A 14502-nucleotide genomic window follows, 5' to 3' on the forward strand; every position below is an offset into this window, starting at 1 on the left:
AGACGCGCGACGCCGGGCGTCACGCCGCCGGAGGCCCACCGCCGGCAACAGGACCCGGTGGATCGGTCGACTCGCCCGTGGCGGTGCTGTAGGCGGCCACGGCCGTCGGGAGCGTCGGGTAGAGCCGTTCCCGGGGGATGGTCTCGAGTACGCCGCCGGCGGCGAGGTCCTCGATCAGCTCGCGTTTCGCGCGGGCCACCCCGACGACGACACCGCGCCCGGTCAGCTCCCGGGCGAGCGCGCAGAGCATGTCCGCCGCGGTCACGTCGAGCTCGGTGACGGCCTCGAGGTCCAGCACCACCCAGTGGGCCGACCCCGGGCCGTCGGCGGCGGCGAGCACGCTGGCGCGGAAGTCATCGGCGTTGGCGAAGAACAGCGGCGCGTCGTAGCGGTGCACGATCAGCCCCGGAACGGGTTCGGTGCCGGGCAGATCGTCGACGTCGTGCATCCCGGGCACCCCAGGGGCGAAGCCGAGCACGGCCGAGTGCGGCCGGGCGATCCGGCGGACCAGGTCCAGCAGGGAGAGGCCGACGGCCGCCAGCACCCCGTACAGCACTCCGAGGGCGAGCACGGCGGCGACGGTGGCGAGGGCGAGCAGCAGCTCGCTGCGCCGGAACCGCGCGATTCGCCGGAACTCACCGACCTCGATCAGCCGCAGCGCGGCGTAGACCACGAGTGCGCCGAGGGCAGCCCGGGGCAGCGTCGCGAGGACCCGGCCGCCCACGAGCAGCACGGCCAGGACGGCGAGCAGGGCCACCACCGAGTGCAGCTGGCTCCGCGCGCCGGTCGCGGCACCCAGCGCGGTCCGGCTGCCGCTGCTGCTCACCGGGAAGGCGCCGACCAGGCCCGACGCCAGGTTCGCCCCGCCGAGTGCGACCAGCTCCCGATCGGCGTCGAGCGGGGTCGTCGTCCGGTCGGCGAAGGCCCGGCCGGTCAGCACCACGTCGGTGTAGCCGACCACGGCGACTCCGAGCGCCGGGAGCACCAGCGACCCGTAGTCGGCAAGCGAAAGGGCCGGGAGGCCGGGCACGGGCAGTCCCGAGGGCACGGTGCCGATCGTGGCCACCCCTATCCGGTCGAGCCCGAGCGCGGCGACCGCGCCGGCGGCGAGCAGCACCGCGAGCAGCGGGACCGGAGCGCGGGGGGCCAGCAGTGCGCCGAGACCGAGGAGCGTGAGCACCGTGAGCCCGACGGCCAGCGTAGGGAGGTGCACCTGGTCGACTTGGGCCGTGAAGGAGCGCACCTCGCTCATGGCGCTCTCGCCGTCCACGGGGACGCCGGTCAGGGGCCCCAGCTGGCTGATGATCATGATCACCGCGATGCCGGCCAGGTAGCCGACGAGGACGGGCCGGGACAGGAGGTCGGCCAGGAAGGCGAGCCGGGCCACCCGGGCGGCCAGACACACGACGCCGACGACGAGCGCGAGGCCGGCGGCGAGGGCGGCGTAGCGGCCGGGGTCGCCCCCCGCCAGCGGTCCCAGCGCCGTGGCGGTGAGCAGTGCGGTGGTCGACTCCGGGCCGATCGACAGCAGAGGCGAGGAGCCCAGCAGCGGGTACACGGCGAGCGCGGCTCCCGCGGCCCAGAGCCCCGCCACGGGCGGCAGGCCCGCCACTACGGCGTACGCCAGCACCTGGGGCACCAGGTACGCGGCGACCGTCAGGCCACCGAGGAGATCCCCCCGGAGTGCGCCCCAGCGGCGGCGCCGCAGCGCGTCGGCTCCCGGGGTCAACCCGGGTGGCGCGCGCAGGGCGACGCGGACCGGCCGACTCACGGGCGCAGCAGGACCGATGCCAGGGGCCGGCGTGGCGTGGGCGCGAGCGGCGCGGCGTCGGGCAGGGGGAGGCCGAGGCGGATCACGAGTTGCGGCTCGTCGGGCAGGCCCAGCGCTGTGCGGAGCCGCTTTCGGGCCACCGGCACCTCGACGGCCTGGCTCAGCGGCTCCGTCGCCAGGCCGGCACGGGTGGCGGAAAGGAGCACCGCGCTGGTGGCCTCGCCGGCGGCGAGCCGGGCCGCAGTGTCGTCCTGTGGTGTGGCGAGGAGCAGGAGGGTTCCGCCGTCGGCGCCCAGGTTCCGGCCGGGCGCGAGCGTGCCGGAGGGGAACCGCTGCAGGTGCGGTTGGTCCCACTGCCCGGAACGGGCCGGCACCGCCATGGGAGGAACACCGTCGCGCGCGTCCGCGTACCGGTGCGTCCACATGAGCAGTTCGGCGAGGTAGCCCGGCTCGTGCCGCTGCTCGCGCGCGGCGAGGTGCAGCACCTCGTTCATCCGCTGCAGGACCGCCGGATCCGTCACGGGGAGCGCGAGGACCCCGAAGCCGCGCGCCCGAGCGACGAGGGCGTCCAGGCGCTCCGGCGCGACGGGCTCGGAGGAGTACCGCCGCCGGTCGGTGTGGCGCCTCCCGATCTGGCCGTACAGGGCAGCGGCGGACCGGTCGGGTGGTCCGTCGACGAGGCGGATCGTCGCCAGGTGCCGGGCGTTCTCCGGGGCGGGTACGCGTTCGATCTCGACGGCCGCGCCGAGCCCCGCGGCGGCCACGCGCAGGTGGTGCAGGGCTGCGCCGCAGCTGATCACCAGGTCCCGACGGTTCGGATCGGTCCCCGGCAGATGCCGGGCGAGATCGGCGTGCAGCTCCACCTGACGCTGCCGCAACCGCCAGCGCCAGGGCTGGGTGTTGTGCACCGACGGCGCCCGCAGGGCGAGCCGGACGGCCCGCTCGAGCACTGCGGCGTCGAGCTGCGGGGACATCACCGATCCGCCTGCTCGACGGACCGCAGGCTCTCCGCGATCGTGCGCGCCCAGGTGCGGATCCGCTCCGGGTCCCGGTAGTCGCCGCCCAGCTCGCCGCGGGCCATCCACCGACCGACCCCGCGCGCCGCGGCCGGGTCGAGCACGCCACCGAAGGTGATCGGCGGCCCCGCCTGGATGCGCTCGCGGAGCCGCTTGACCCGAGCCGGCTCGGGCATGCCCTGCTCGGCCTGGCGAGCTGCGTCCGGCCCACACGGACCGGACTGGAACAGCCAGACGCGACGGGAGGACAGAGTCGCCGCCTGACGACGGAGGAAGCGCACGGCGTCGCGACGCCAGTGCCTGGCGTACAGGGCGCTGCCGAGCACGACCGCCCGGTAGCCGGCGAGCGAGACGCCGTCGGCGGCGTCGGCGGCCGTGGTCACGTCGACCCGCAGCCCCCGGGCGCGCAGCTCATCGGCGATCAGGGTCGCGATGCCCGCCGTGCCGCCGCCCTTCGACGCATGGACGACCAGGACGTCGGCGTGTCGTTGCTGCGTAGCCGGATCTGAAGTGGACATCGAGGGCCCCCACTCGTCGTTGTCGCATCCAGCGTTCTCCCGTCGGCGTGTCGTCAGGAGAGCCTGCGGACCCCGCGCCGGCGGGCCTTCCGCCCCGCTCCCTTCGACCCCAGGTCCCGCCAGGTCTCCACCGCCTCGATCGGCAGCACCGGGGGGTGGGTGCGGACGCGCACGTCCCGTGGTCCCCGGGCCCTTCGACTCAGCCGACCGGGTCGGAGAGCCGATGTGGACGAACGGTCGGCGACGGACCGTAGGGCAGGGCCTGTCGACGGACACGTCCGCAGACGTCTGCTTACGGAGGAACCATGAGGAGCGACCACGCCGGCTCGGTGGTGGTGGGCGTCGACGGTTCGGACAGCGCCCTCGATGCGACACGGTGGGCGGCCGCCGAGGCGGCACGCCGCAGCTGCGGGCTCCGGCTGGTTGCTGCCGTGGCCCACACGATGTTCCGTCCGATCGGCGTGCCCCAGCTCGGGCAGGAGTACCAGCGACGGGTGTGGGAGCGGGCGGCCGAGGAGCACCTCGCTGCCGCGGTCGACGCCGTCCGGGAGGTCACGCCGGAGGCCCAGGTGCAGCACGAGGTACGCGGCGGTGAGGCGCGAATGGTGCTGCACGCGGAGTCGGAGGGCGCGGCACTGGTCGTGCTCGGGAGCCGGGGGAGGGGAGGGTTCACCGGGCTGCTGCTCGGCTCCGTGGCGATCTCCGTGGCGGCCGACGCCGTCTGCCCCGTGGTCGTGGTCCGGGGGGCACACTCGCCGGACGGGCCGGCAGTTGTGGGGATCGACGGCCGCGGTGCGGCGGACGAGCCGGCGCTCCACTTCGCCTTCGAGGAGGCCGCCCTGCGCGCCGTGCCGGTGGTCGCGGTGCACACCTGGAGCGGTGCCGTACTCGACCCGTTCCTCGTCCCGACGCTGGACCCCAAGGCGGTGCTCGTCGAGGAGGAGCAGCTGCTCGACGAGCGGATCGCCCCGTGGCGCAGCAAGTACCCGGGCGTCGAGGTGCGCCTCGCGGTCGCCCTCGACGGCGCCGCACGGGAGCTGGTGACCCACTCCGAGGGGGCGGGCCTGCTCGTCGTCGGCTCTCGGGGGCTCGGGCCGGTCGCTGGGCTGACGATGGGCTCGGTGAGCCAGGCCGTGCTGCACCACGCTGCCTGCCCGGTCGCGGTGGTTCGCCCCGAGACCGCCGACCAGGACGACTGACACCGGCCGAGCGGAGAGGACCCGAGGATGAACCAGAGGCGCCCGGAGGGCCCCGTCGTCGTCGGCGTGGACGAGTCGGAGTCGGCGCTCGATGCACTGCGCTGGGCCGCCGGCGAGGCGATTCTGCGGCACGCCCCGCTCCGTGCGGTTCTCGCCTTCGCCCCGGTCCCGGCGGGCCATGTGGGTAATCCAGGTCTGGGCACCGCCTACCGCCATCAGATGGCGGAGACCGCCCGCGCGGTGCTCGACGGCGCGGTCGAGCTGGCTCGGCAGGTGGCCCCGGGCGTGGCCGTCGAGTCCGAGCTGTGCCAGGGCTTCCCCGTCCCGGTGCTGCTCGACGAGTCGGACCGGGCACAGCTGACCGTCCTCGGCAGCCGCGGGCTGGGCGGCTTCACCGGCCTGCTCCTCGGTTCGGTGGCCGGGTCGCTGGCCGCCCGGGGCGGATCCCCGGTGCTCGTGGTCCGGGGACGCCGGGACGAGCAGTCCGGACCGGGAACCGGCTCACCGGACCCGCGGCCGATCATCGTCGGGATCGACGGGTCGCCGACCAGCGAGGCCGCGGTCGCGCTTGCCTTCGAGGAGGCTGCGCTCCGCGCCGCACCGCTGCTCGCGGTACACACCTGGCTGGACGACGTGATCGAGCCGACCCTCTCGCCCCTGATCGACTGGCAGTCGCTCGAGGCCGAGGAACGGTCGCTGCTCGCCCAGCGGCTGGCCGGATGGTCGGAGAAGTACCCGGACGTCGAGGTCCGCCGGCTGGTGGAGCGGGACCGGCCGGCCGGCGTGCTGCTGGCCGAGACCGCGCAGGCACAGCTGGTGGTCGTCGGCTCACGCGGACGGGGCAACGCCACGGGACTGCTGCTCGGCTCGGTGAGCCATGCCCTGCTGCACCACTCGCACTGCCCGGTGCTGGTCGCTCGCCCCGATCCGGCGGAGACAGCCCGATGAGCCGTCCGGGCAACGGTGTCGTCGTGGCCGGGATCGACGGCTCCGACCTCGCGGTCGAGGCCGCCCGGTGGGCCGCGGCGTACGCCGCCCGCCACCATTGCACGCTGCGGCTCGTCCGTGCCTCTCAGCTGCCGCGGTCGTCTCCGCCCGAGGCGATGGAGCGAATTCGGCACTATGCGGAGAGGCAGCTGTGGGTGGCCGCCCGGCTGGCCCGTGGGGTCGCCCCGGAGATCACCGTGGAGCAGTCCTTCGTCGAGGGGGACCCGATCGACGTCCTGGCCACCGCGACGGATGCGGCGCGGCTGATGGTGATGGGTACGCGTGGCGTCGGAGGCTTCGCCGGCCTGCTCGTCGGCTCCACGGGCGACGCGCTCGCCCGGCTCGCGCGATGCCCCCTGGTCGTGGTCCGCGGGCCCGTGGAGTCCGACGCTGCGCTCGCCCACGGCGGTCGGGTACGGCCTGTGGTGGTGGGAGTCGATGGCTCTCCGGCGGGGGAGGCCGCGCTGGCGTTCGCGTTCGCCGAGGCCGACGCGTGGTCGGCTCCGCTGGTCGCCGTGCACTCCTGGCTGGAGTACCTCGAGGACCCGGGCGGGACCACCCGGTCCGAGCTCAGCGAACTCGAGCAGGAGGAGCGCGAGGTGCTCGCCGAGCGGCTGGCGGGCTGGGGAGCGAAGTACCCCGGGATCCGGGTGTCGCGTGAGGTGGTGAACGGCCCGGCGGCGAAGGCGCTGGTCGCGCGGTCGGTGAACGCGCGGCTCGTGGTCGTCGGTTCGTTCGGCCGCGGAGGGCTCGCCCGCCTCGTGCTCGGCTCGACGAGCAGGGCCCTGCTCCACCACGCGCACAGCCCTGTCGCGGTCGTCCGGCCGGACGCCGCCGCGGACCACGCGGAAGGACACGAGACACGATGACCGTCTCGACCGACAGCGAGAGGATCACCCCGGAGGACCCGGTGGTGCGGATCATGCGTGTGCCGGTGGCCTCCGTGCCGGCCGAGCGGACGGCCCGCGAGGTCGCCGAGGAACTGGCGGCCGACGAGGTCGGTGCGGTCCTGGTCGACGGACCGCACGGTCCGATCGGGTTGGTGTCGGAGCGCGATGTCGTCACCCTGCTCGGCACTGGCGGCGACCCGGACGTGGTGCAGGCCGTCGACCTGATGGACGGCGAGCTCGTCTGGGTCGGCGCCCGCGAGTCCATCGCCACTGCGGCGATGCGGATGAGGCACACCGGCGTCCGGCACCTGCCCGTGAAGCGGTCCGACGGCGTCATCGTCGGCATGGTGTCCGTGCGGGACCTGCTGACGGTGCTCGCCGGGACCGAGCGCTGACCGGGACGACGAGGACTTCCTGCGCGGCTGATCGCGACCCTGGGGCGGTCAGCTCGTGGCGACGTGCCCGAGCCTGATCCCGGAGAAGTCGACGGCGACGCCGGACCCGTCGGGGCGGATCGAGCCGATGCGGACGCCGGCGAAGTCACGCACCTGCCCGTCGTCGTCCACGATCGCGATGCGCACACCGCTGTCGTCGACGACGATCGCGGTCGAGGGGGAGGATGTCGTGGCCATGATGGCTCCAGGAGGTGTCGAAGGGGCTCACCGTGTGGCGATCGCGGCGAGTGCGTGGATCAGGTCGGTGGCCGTCAGGATGCCGATCGGGCCGCTCTCGTCGTCGCCGACGAGCAGGACGTCGACCTTCGCGGCGTCCATCAGCGCAGCGGCGGCGTGCAGCGAGGTTCCCGGATCGACGGTCCGGACCGGCGTGGTCACGGCCTCGAGGGGAAGCGTGGTGGACCCGAGGGGGCCATGGCACGCGACCAGGCCTCTCAGCAGGTCGGTCTCGGTGACGATCCCGATGCAGTGCGTGCCGTCGATGACGGGTAGGTGACGCACGCCCCCGGCGATCATCAGCTGAAGCGCTGTCGCGAGCGGCACGGCCGGATCGACTGCGACGAGCCGGTGGGTCATGACCGTCCGCACCGTGGGGTCGTGGTCCAGGGCTTCCGGGGGTGCGGGTCGTTCGCCGGTCGTGTGCTCGGTCATGGCTGCTCGAGACCTCGAGCCTGGTCGGCGAGGGAGCGGCGGGGCGATTCGGGAACGGCGTCGCCGACCGGGGCCCACCCGACGCGCAGGACGATCTGTGGGGACAGCGTGCCGTCGAGGACCTGGTCACGGATGAGCACACGGGTGCCGACGAGCTCGAGAGGCTCGGACAGCGGGCAGGAGGCCAGCCCGAAGGTGGTGGCGCGCAGCAGGACCGCGCTCGTCGCCTCGCCGGCGCGGAGCTGTGAGAGCCGGTCGTCGGACGAGGTGCCGAGGACGAGCAGGGTCGCGCCGTCAGCGGGCGCACTCCCTTCCGGAAGGGCACTCGAGGCGAAGTGCCGCGGCGGCACGCCCGGGGCGGGTTCGCCGGGCACCGGCACGGCACTGGCGAGGATGCCGTCGTCCGAGGTCTCCAGACCCGACCAGAGCGCGAGCTCCGTGTCGTAGCCGGGGACCGCCGCGTGTTCCAGGGCAGCGGTCCGCACGGCCAGCTCCAGAGTGCGCAGGGCCGCACCCTCCGGCACCACGCGCAGCAGCGCTCCGCGTTCCGCCGCCCGCTCGGCCAGGTCGGAGAGGTGCTCGGGCGGGACGGGCCAGTCCGTGTAGCGGCGGCGGTCGGTGCGCCGCTTCGTGATCGCCGAGGCCATGTCCAGATCGGTCGCCGTCCCGGCCCCGTGCCCGGTATCGGCGATCCCGAGGCGGACGGTCGCGAGCAGGTCGGGTCGCTCGGGATCCGGCATCCGGAGCACCGTGCTCGCCACGCCCAGTCCCCGCAGCGCGACCTGGAGGTGGTGCAGCGCCGCACCGCAGCTCAGCACCAGGTCCCGGCCGTCGGTGTCGGTGAGCGGGAGCCACCGGGTGAGGTCGGCGTAGAGGTCGACCGCTCGGTCTCCCACCTCCCACCGCCAGGGCTGGGAGTTGTGCACGGACGGCGCCCGGGCGGCCAGTGCGAGCGCTGCTCGCACGGTGCCGAGGTCGCCTCGGGTCGTGGTCATGATGCTCGGTCCTCCGCCGGTCTCGGGTGCCTCTCCATCGAGCCAGAGCGGAGGCGCCGGCCACAGGTGCCGCTGGTCGGCGTCGGGCAGGACTTTGGGTCCCGCCCGTGCAGGCCTTGCGGGGCGCTCACCCGGCCGCGTCGTCCCAGGCCTGCGCGGCCTGCGCCAGGCTCCGGTCGAGCGGGCTGTCGGTCCGGACGATGACCGCGCCGGGCCAGGGATCCGCCACGGTCGCCATCCGTTCCGCGATGGCGACGGTGGCGTCGGAGGCCGACCGGCGGCGGGTGCGGATCCGCTCGGCCGCGACGGCGGCGGGCGCGGCACAGCAGAGTGCGAGCAGTTCGGCGGCCGTCGTACCGGCGACAGCGGCTCGGTCCCGCGGGCCGGCGGCGGTCCACGAGGCGTCGAGGACGACGGACTCACCCAGGGCCAGCAGTCCGGTCGCGCGATGGAGCAGCTCGGCGTAGACGTCGGCGGTGTGGGAGGCGTCGTAGAGCCCGGCGCCGAAGTCCGCTGACGCAGACGTCCGGGGATCGAGTCCGGCGCGTTCCTTTCGGAGGCGGTCGCTGGACAGCAGCACAGCGCCGGTCCTGTCGGCCAGCGCGCCGGCGAGGGTGGACTTGCCGGTGCCGGGCAGCCCGCCGACCAGGGCGAGCCGGGGTGCTCCGCGCCGCAGGTGCGCGGCGGCCAGGGAGAGGTGGGCGCGGGCGTCCTCGGCCGCCCGGTCGTCCCGGTTCTGGTCCCACCGCAGGCAGGCGACCTTGGCCCGGACGCCGGCCCGGTAGGCGACGTAGTGATGGGCCAGGGTCGCGGGTGCCGGGTCGCCGGCGAACTCGGCATAGTCGGTGAGGAACCGCTCCGCCGCGGTGATCGCGCCGAGGTGTTCGAGGTCCATCGCGAGAAAGGCAGCGTCGTCGAGCCCATCGACGTAGCGGAGGCGGTCGTCGAAGTCGAGACAGTCGAGGACACGGGGACCGTCGTCGAGGCAGAAGACGTCGTCGGCGATGAGGTCGCCGTGGCCGTCCACGATCCGGTCGGTCCGGTGGGCGAAGAGCGGGCTCCGTCCGTCGAGGAACCGCAGCGCGAGTCGACCGACTGCATCGAGCTGATCGCCGGGCAGCGGAGCGTCGCGGTAGGGCTCCATCTCCTCCAGGTTCCGCTGCCACCGCTCCCGCAACGCGTCCCGGCCGCCCTCGCGTGCGATCGTCGCCGACCGGCGGGCGCCGGCATGGAACGCGGCGAGCAGGCGTGCTACCTGTCGCAGCTGGGCGCTGGGATCGGCGCCCCCGATCACGAGTGCCGAAAGCCGCCGCGCTTCGGGCATGCGGCGCATGACCAGGACCGGTTCCGCGCAGCCCGCCCCGGTGAGCTCGGCCGCGCCGAGGTACACGTCGGGCGCGAGACGACGGTTCAGCTCGAGCTCACGGCGGATCGCGACGCGACGCAGCTCCGGGGTGGAGAAGTCGCAGAACGCGGTGCGCACCGGCTTCTTCACCTTGTAGGCGCGGTCGTCCACCAGGACGACGATGCCCACGTGGGTCTCCCGGACGGCGGCCCCGGGCCACGGGGAGAAGGCCGTCACCGCTCCTCGTCGGGCGTCTCGGGCTCGGGGACGGCGACCAGCACGGGGCAGCCGGCGAAGCGGATCGCCGTCCGGGTGGTCGAGCCGAGCAGGTGCCGGTGCCCCCGACCGGCACCGATCACGAGGAGCCCCGCCGACCGCGAGTACTCCACCACGGCCTCGTAGGGGCGTTCCCTGGCCACCTCGACGGAGACGGTGACTCCGGGTTCGGCCAGATCGAGCGTGCGCAGGACGCGTTCGAGCCCGTCCCGGGCCTCGGCACCCTCGGAGGCGTTGCGCGCGGCGTGGACGACCTCGAGGCGGACCCCGTGCCGGGCGGCGGCGCGGTGCGCCTGGGTGAGGACTCCCAGATCCGTCACGGGATCGCCCACCGCCGCCACGACAGGGCCTCCCGGGGCTCCGGCAAGTGGGCCCACGACGACCACCGGCCCCTGCGCCCGCGACACCACGTGGACGGCGAGCGAGCCGACCAGCGCGTCGCTCGCGTGGCCGGTGCCGGTCCGCCCGACGACGAGCAGGCCGCCCAGCCGGCTCGTCTGCCGCGAGATCTCCACGAGGGCGCCGAGTGGGTCCTGGTCGAGCAGGACGGTATGCGCGGGCACCTGCGGAGCGTGACGGCGGGCGACCGTGTAGGCGCGGGCGAGGATCCGCGACGCGTGGGCGCGCAGGGAACCCGCGGAGCCGGCGGCATACGGGGCCGCGTGGACGAGGGCGAGGGAACCGCCACGTGCCGAGGCCTCGTCGGCCGCCCAGCGGACGGCTCGCAGGCCCGTGTCGGTGCCGTCGACGGCGACCGTCACTCCATTGCGTTCGGCCGTCGGCCCCGGCCCGGGACGTGGTGCGGTCGTGGGCGCGGTCATCGCGGGTCCTCCTGACTCGGAATCTCGTCGACCAGCAGGTCTCGCACCTGCCGGCGGGGTGTGGCGGGAACCGGCCATCCGTGCCCGATGCGCAGGACGGCCTGAGGGGGGCGCGTGCCGCTGATGAGGCGCCGCATCTGCTCCCGGATGTCGGGCACCTCCACGAGCTGGGAGAGGAAGGAGGTGGCGAGCCCGTGCGCGGTGGCGGTCAGCAGGACCCGTTCCATGGCCTGGCCCGCACGGATCTCCTCATGGGGTCCGTCGCCGTGCACGCTCAGCACCGCGATCAGGGGGTCAGCCTCGTAGCCGTGGCCCGGCCCGCTGCCGGCGCTGAAGTCGCGCATGACCCACGTCGCGTTGGGCCACGGCACGGGGCCGGCCGCCGACAGGGGGACCCCGTCCGCCTGCCCGTGGTCGCGCGCCGTCCACGACTCGAGCTCGGCGACGAAGTCGGGATCGGCGATCTGCCGTTCGTGGGCGTGTCGGGCGAGACTGCTCAGCGCGGTCCGCTGCACGGGGTCGGTGACGATGTCGAGCCAGGCTCCCTCTTCCAGGGCGGCACGGCGCAGGGCGTGCGTGGCCGAGCTCGCCACCGGCGCCGTGGTGAAGGGCCGTCGGTTGGTGTGCCGTCGAGGCACCGCTGCCAGCAGCCGACGCTCGGCCGGGGTCGGCGGGCGGCTGCCGCCTCGTCGCACGACGGCGATCAAGCCGGTGTCCTCCGGGTTCGGCAGCACTGTGAGCAGCGGGCGCACGCCGTGCCCGGTGAGAGCCAGCCGGAGGTTGTACAGGGCGGCGCCACACGCGATGCGCAGCTCCCGCCCGGACGGGTCGGCCACGCGCAGCTGGCGCTCCGGGTCGGCGCGCAGCTCGATGCCGTCGGCCGTCGTGCGGAAGCGCCAGGGCTGGGAGTTGTGCAACGAGGGCGCGAGGGCCGCCGCCTGCAGGACACTCTGGACCTCGGGCCCGGTCAGCCCCAGCCCGCCGCTCGTCTCGATCATCGCCACGTCCCTCGCCACCCCCCTCTGCGGGGAAGCCTCCGGGAGAGGCCCCCGCGTCACCAGCGACGAAGGTCCCGGTGGGAAGGGGTGTTCGGCCTCGCCGGGAAGGACCACCGCGCCCGTGCCGCGCCGCGGTCACAGTGACACCGTTACTGCTGTGGACCAGGGAAGGGCGCCATCGGGACCGCGGGATACCCGGACGGCCCCCGTCGTCTCCGGCGTGCTCGCCGGACTCCGGCTCGACGAGCTGCTCGGCGAGGTGCACGAGCGGCTGGACCAGATCGTCGCCGCCCGGGACCGGGTACAGGGGCTCCTCGACGCGGTCCTCGCTGTCGCAGCCGGCATCGAGCTGGAGACCACACTCCGCCGGATCGTGCAGGCCGCCGTCGATCTCGTCGATGCCCGCTACGGCGCGCTGGGTGTGCTGGCGCCGAACGGGTCGATCGCGCGGTTCATCGACGTCGGTCTACACCCCGGCGTCCGCGAGACGCTCGGGCCGCCCCCCACCGGCAAGGGCCTGCTCGGACAGCTGATCCTCGATCCCGAGCCGTTGCGGCTGGCCGACCTCACCCGACATCCGGCGTCGGTCGGCTTCCCCGCCAACCACCCGCCGATGCACAGCTTCCTCGGCGTCCCGGTCCGGGTTCGCGACTCGGTCTACGGCAACCTCTACCTCACCGAGAAGGTCGGCGGCGGCGAGTTCACCGCCGACGACGAGGTGGTCCTGCAGGCACTCGCCGCCGCGGCCGGTATCGCCGTGCAGAACGCCGACCTGTTCGAGCAGAGCCGGGTCCGACGGATGTGGCTCGAAGCCCTCGGCGAGGTGCGGGGCGAGGTGCTGGCAGGCGCCTCCGACGAGGACGTCCTCCGGTTGGTGGCCGCACGCACGCTGGAACTGACCGCATCGGCCGCGGCCCTCGTCCTGCTCGGTCCCGACGAAGAGGGCCGGGTCCGGGTCGCGAGCACCGCAGGTGCTGATCTCGGCCTGCCCGCCGGGTCCTTCCGTCCGGGCGCTGATCTCGACGATGTGGCCGAGAGCCGCAACCCGGCCCTCGCCGAGGCGCCCGCCGCGTTCCTCGACGCCCTCGATTCCGACGTGGGACGCGAATTCGGCCCCTCGATGGCCGCGCCGATGCGCTCCGGGGAACGGGTGATCGGCGTGCTGATGGCGGTTCGCAAGGCCGAAGCCGAGGCGTATCTGCCGGCGGAGGTGCCCCTGCTGACCTCCTTCGCCGAACAAGCGGCACTGGCCCTGGATCTGGCCGAGAAGTCGCGAGCGCAGCGACAGCTCGACGTGTTCGCCGATCGGGACCGGATCGCCCGGGACCTCCACGACCACGTCATCCAGAGGCTGTACGCCACCGGGCTCAAGCTGCAGAGCACCGCGCGTCGAACGCTGCAGCCGGACGTGCAGGGGCGGATCCAGCAAGCCGTCGAGGAGCTCGACGAGACCGTCCGCGAGATCCGGACCTCGATCTTCGACCTGCAGACCGCCGACCAGCACGACGCAAGCCTGCGACGCCGCCTCCTCGACACCGTCGACGACGTCGTGGCGGACTCGGGCATGGCGTCTTCCGTGCGTACCTCGGGCCCCGTCGACACCCTGGTACCGGCCGACCTGGTGCCGCACGTGTTGGCGGCCGTACGGGAGGGTACGAGCAATGCCGTGCGGCACTCGGATGGCCGGACGGTCACGGTCACCCTGGAGGCGGGGGCCGAGCTCGTGCTGCAGATCGTCGACGACGGCATCGGAATGCCCGACGACGTCGCCCGCAGCGGGCTGCACAACCTGGCCGACCGGGCCGAGGCACTGGGCGGCGCCCTGGAGGTCTGCCGCCGGCCCGGCGGCGGCACGCGATTGACCTGGCGAGTCCCGCTGTCCGACGAGAGCTCCGAGGGCGTCGGATAGCCGGATCAGCGAGAGGTGCGCCGCCGCTCGGTGGCGTAGACGGCCGCTTCCGTCCTCCGGGCGAAGCCGAGTTTGTGGAGCAACGAGGATACGTAGTTCTTGACCGTCTTCTCCGCGAGATAGAGCTCGGCGCCGATCTGCCGGTTGGTCATGCCGTCGGCGATCAGATCCAGGATGCGCCGCTCCTGCGGGGAGAGGGCCGCGTAGCGCGGATCGTCCTCCTCCTCCTTGCCGTGGCGTAGCCGGTCGAGCACCAGGGCGGTCGCCTTGGCGTCGAGCAGCGAGCCGCCCGCGGCGACGGTACGCACGGCCCCGATGAGGTCCGTACCGGCGACCTCCTTGAGCAGGTAGCCCGAGGCGCCGGCCATGATCGCACCGAACAGCGCCTCGTCGTCGGAGTACGAGGTGAGCATCAGACAGGCCGGAGGCGGCTCCACCGAGGCGCGGACATCGCGGCACACCGACACGCCCTCGCCGTCGGGCAGGCGGACATCGAGGACGGCGACGTCCGGCCGGGCGGCGGGGATGCGAGCGAGCGCCTGGGCTGCGGTGGACGCCTCGCCCACGACTCTGATGTCGTCCTCGGTCTCGAGCAACTGGGCGATGCCGCGGCGGACGATCTCGTGGTCGTCCAGCAGGAACACGGAGATGGACACGAGGACTCCTCGTCG

At 74.1% G+C, this 14502-nt stretch carries 15 protein-coding genes; 5 read left to right on the plus strand and 10 right to left on the minus strand.

Features of this window, described 5'->3' with window-relative positions; all coding sequences use genetic code 11:
• Nucleotides 1–19 precede the first annotated feature (19 nt).
• Genes LWC33_RS16970 through LWC33_RS16980 form a run of 3 tightly spaced genes read right to left on the minus strand, consistent with a single transcriptional unit; the run spans nucleotide 20 to nucleotide 3305 of the window.
• Complete coding sequence (locus LWC33_RS16970) at nucleotides 20–1771, minus strand: SulP family inorganic anion transporter (RefSeq protein ID WP_233305366.1); 1752 nt, start codon at nucleotides 1769–1771, stop codon at nucleotides 20–22.
• Complete coding sequence (locus LWC33_RS16975) at nucleotides 1768–2745, minus strand: Acg family FMN-binding oxidoreductase (RefSeq protein WP_233305367.1); 978 nt, start codon at nucleotides 2743–2745, stop codon at nucleotides 1768–1770. Before LWC33_RS16975 ends, LWC33_RS16970 begins: the two co-directional genes overlap by 4 nt.
• On the minus strand, nucleotides 2745–3305 hold the full coding sequence (locus LWC33_RS16980; RefSeq protein WP_233305368.1) for a flavodoxin domain-containing protein: 561 nt from the start codon (nucleotides 3303–3305) through the stop codon (nucleotides 2745–2747). Before LWC33_RS16980 ends, LWC33_RS16975 begins: the two co-directional genes overlap by 1 nt.
• Before the next feature lie 305 nt (nucleotides 3306–3610).
• On the opposite strand from LWC33_RS16980, the gene LWC33_RS16985 reads away from it, so the two are divergent.
• The 4 genes from LWC33_RS16985 to LWC33_RS17000 are packed head-to-tail and all read left to right on the plus strand — an operon-like array spanning nucleotide 3611 to nucleotide 6776.
• Nucleotides 3611–4504 carry a universal stress protein gene (locus LWC33_RS16985; protein ID WP_233305369.1) on the plus strand — a complete coding sequence of 298 codons (894 nt, stop codon included), beginning with the start codon at nucleotides 3611–3613 and terminating at the stop codon, nucleotides 4502–4504.
• 27 nt (nucleotides 4505–4531) lie between these two features.
• Nucleotides 4532–5452 (plus strand): universal stress protein, encoded by a 921-nt coding sequence (locus LWC33_RS16990; RefSeq protein ID WP_233305370.1) that lies wholly within the window; start codon nucleotides 4532–4534, stop codon nucleotides 5450–5452.
• Entirely contained in the window at nucleotides 5449–6360 is a 912-nt protein-coding gene (locus LWC33_RS16995; protein ID WP_233305371.1) for a universal stress protein, read from the plus strand. Before LWC33_RS16990 ends, LWC33_RS16995 begins: the two co-directional genes overlap by 4 nt.
• Nucleotides 6357–6776 (plus strand): CBS domain-containing protein, encoded by a 420-nt coding sequence (locus LWC33_RS17000; RefSeq protein WP_233305372.1) that lies wholly within the window; start codon nucleotides 6357–6359, stop codon nucleotides 6774–6776. The genes LWC33_RS16995 and LWC33_RS17000 overlap by 4 nt, the downstream gene beginning before the upstream one ends.
• A 48-nt stretch (nucleotides 6777–6824) precedes the next feature.
• Here the strand turns inward: LWC33_RS17000 and LWC33_RS17005 are convergent, their stop codons facing one another.
• The 6 genes from LWC33_RS17005 to LWC33_RS17030 all read right to left on the minus strand — a co-directional run bounded on the left by LWC33_RS17005 (nucleotide 6825) and on the right by LWC33_RS17030 (nucleotide 11922).
• Entirely contained in the window at nucleotides 6825–7013 is a 189-nt protein-coding gene (locus tag LWC33_RS17005; RefSeq protein ID WP_233305373.1) for a hypothetical protein, read from the minus strand.
• Nucleotides 7014–7040: 27 nt separating this feature from the next.
• The gene (locus tag LWC33_RS17010; RefSeq protein ID WP_233305374.1) at nucleotides 7041–7487 is read right to left on the minus strand and encodes a CBS domain-containing protein; all 447 of its coding nucleotides are present in this window, start codon (nucleotides 7485–7487) and stop codon (nucleotides 7041–7043) included.
• Complete coding sequence (locus LWC33_RS17015; protein ID WP_233305375.1) at nucleotides 7484–8482, minus strand: Acg family FMN-binding oxidoreductase; 999 nt, start codon at nucleotides 8480–8482, stop codon at nucleotides 7484–7486. The genes LWC33_RS17010 and LWC33_RS17015 overlap by 4 nt, the downstream gene beginning before the upstream one ends.
• A 127-nt stretch (nucleotides 8483–8609) precedes the next feature.
• The gene (locus LWC33_RS17020; RefSeq protein WP_233305376.1) at nucleotides 8610–10064 is read right to left on the minus strand and encodes a bifunctional aminoglycoside phosphotransferase/ATP-binding protein; all 1455 of its coding nucleotides are present in this window, start codon (nucleotides 10062–10064) and stop codon (nucleotides 8610–8612) included.
• The gene (locus LWC33_RS17025; RefSeq protein ID WP_233305377.1) at nucleotides 10061–10924 is read right to left on the minus strand and encodes a universal stress protein; all 864 of its coding nucleotides are present in this window, start codon (nucleotides 10922–10924) and stop codon (nucleotides 10061–10063) included. Before LWC33_RS17025 ends, LWC33_RS17020 begins: the two co-directional genes overlap by 4 nt.
• The gene (locus LWC33_RS17030) at nucleotides 10921–11922 is read right to left on the minus strand and encodes an Acg family FMN-binding oxidoreductase (RefSeq protein ID WP_233305378.1); all 1002 of its coding nucleotides are present in this window, start codon (nucleotides 11920–11922) and stop codon (nucleotides 10921–10923) included. The genes LWC33_RS17025 and LWC33_RS17030 overlap by 4 nt, the downstream gene beginning before the upstream one ends.
• 220 nt (nucleotides 11923–12142) lie before the next feature.
• Here LWC33_RS17030 and LWC33_RS17035 point away from each other — a divergent pair, with 220 nt between their 5' ends.
• Nucleotides 12143–13831: a sensor histidine kinase gene (locus LWC33_RS17035; protein WP_233305379.1), complete on the plus strand. Its 1689-nt coding sequence runs from the start codon at nucleotides 12143–12145 to the stop codon at nucleotides 13829–13831.
• A gap of 5 nt (nucleotides 13832–13836) precedes the next feature.
• Here LWC33_RS17035 and LWC33_RS17040 read toward each other — a convergent pair whose 3' ends face one another.
• The gene (locus LWC33_RS17040; protein ID WP_233305380.1) at nucleotides 13837–14487 is read right to left on the minus strand and encodes a response regulator; all 651 of its coding nucleotides are present in this window, start codon (nucleotides 14485–14487) and stop codon (nucleotides 13837–13839) included.
• Between the last annotated feature and the right edge of the window lie 15 nt (nucleotides 14488–14502).

It is taken from the genome of Pseudonocardia terrae (assembly GCF_021343995.1).
Classification (GTDB): Bacteria; Actinomycetota; Actinomycetes; order Mycobacteriales; family Pseudonocardiaceae; genus Pseudonocardia; species Pseudonocardia terrae.

What these genes read in the sequence shown, in the direction of transcription:
- LWC33_RS16975 (WP_233305367.1), bottom strand. Translation starts at nt 2,745, where the DNA reads ATGTCCCCGCAGCTCGACGCCGCAGTGCTCGAGCGGGCCGTCCGGCTC.
- LWC33_RS16980 (WP_233305368.1), bottom strand. Translation starts at nt 3,305, where the DNA reads ATGTCCACTTCAGATCCGGCTACGCAGCAACGACACGCCGACGTCCTG.
- LWC33_RS16985 (WP_233305369.1), top strand. Translation starts at nt 3,611, where the DNA reads ATGAGGAGCGACCACGCCGGCTCGGTGGTGGTGGGCGTCGACGGTTCG.
- LWC33_RS16990 (WP_233305370.1), top strand. Translation starts at nt 4,532, where the DNA reads ATGAACCAGAGGCGCCCGGAGGGCCCCGTCGTCGTCGGCGTGGACGAG.
- LWC33_RS16995 (WP_233305371.1), top strand. Translation starts at nt 5,449, where the DNA reads ATGAGCCGTCCGGGCAACGGTGTCGTCGTGGCCGGGATCGACGGCTCC.
- LWC33_RS17000 (WP_233305372.1), top strand. Translation starts at nt 6,357, where the DNA reads ATGACCGTCTCGACCGACAGCGAGAGGATCACCCCGGAGGACCCGGTG.
- LWC33_RS17005 (WP_233305373.1), bottom strand. Translation starts at nt 7,013, where the DNA reads ATGGCCACGACATCCTCCCCCTCGACCGCGATCGTCGTCGACGACAGC.
- LWC33_RS17010 (WP_233305374.1), bottom strand. Translation starts at nt 7,487, where the DNA reads ATGACCGAGCACACGACCGGCGAACGACCCGCACCCCCGGAAGCCCTG.
- LWC33_RS17015 (WP_233305375.1), bottom strand. Translation starts at nt 8,482, where the DNA reads ATGACCACGACCCGAGGCGACCTCGGCACCGTGCGAGCAGCGCTCGCA.
- LWC33_RS17025 (WP_233305377.1), bottom strand. Translation starts at nt 10,924, where the DNA reads ATGACCGCGCCCACGACCGCACCACGTCCCGGGCCGGGGCCGACGGCC.
- LWC33_RS17030 (WP_233305378.1), bottom strand. Translation starts at nt 11,922, where the DNA reads ATGATCGAGACGAGCGGCGGGCTGGGGCTGACCGGGCCCGAGGTCCAG.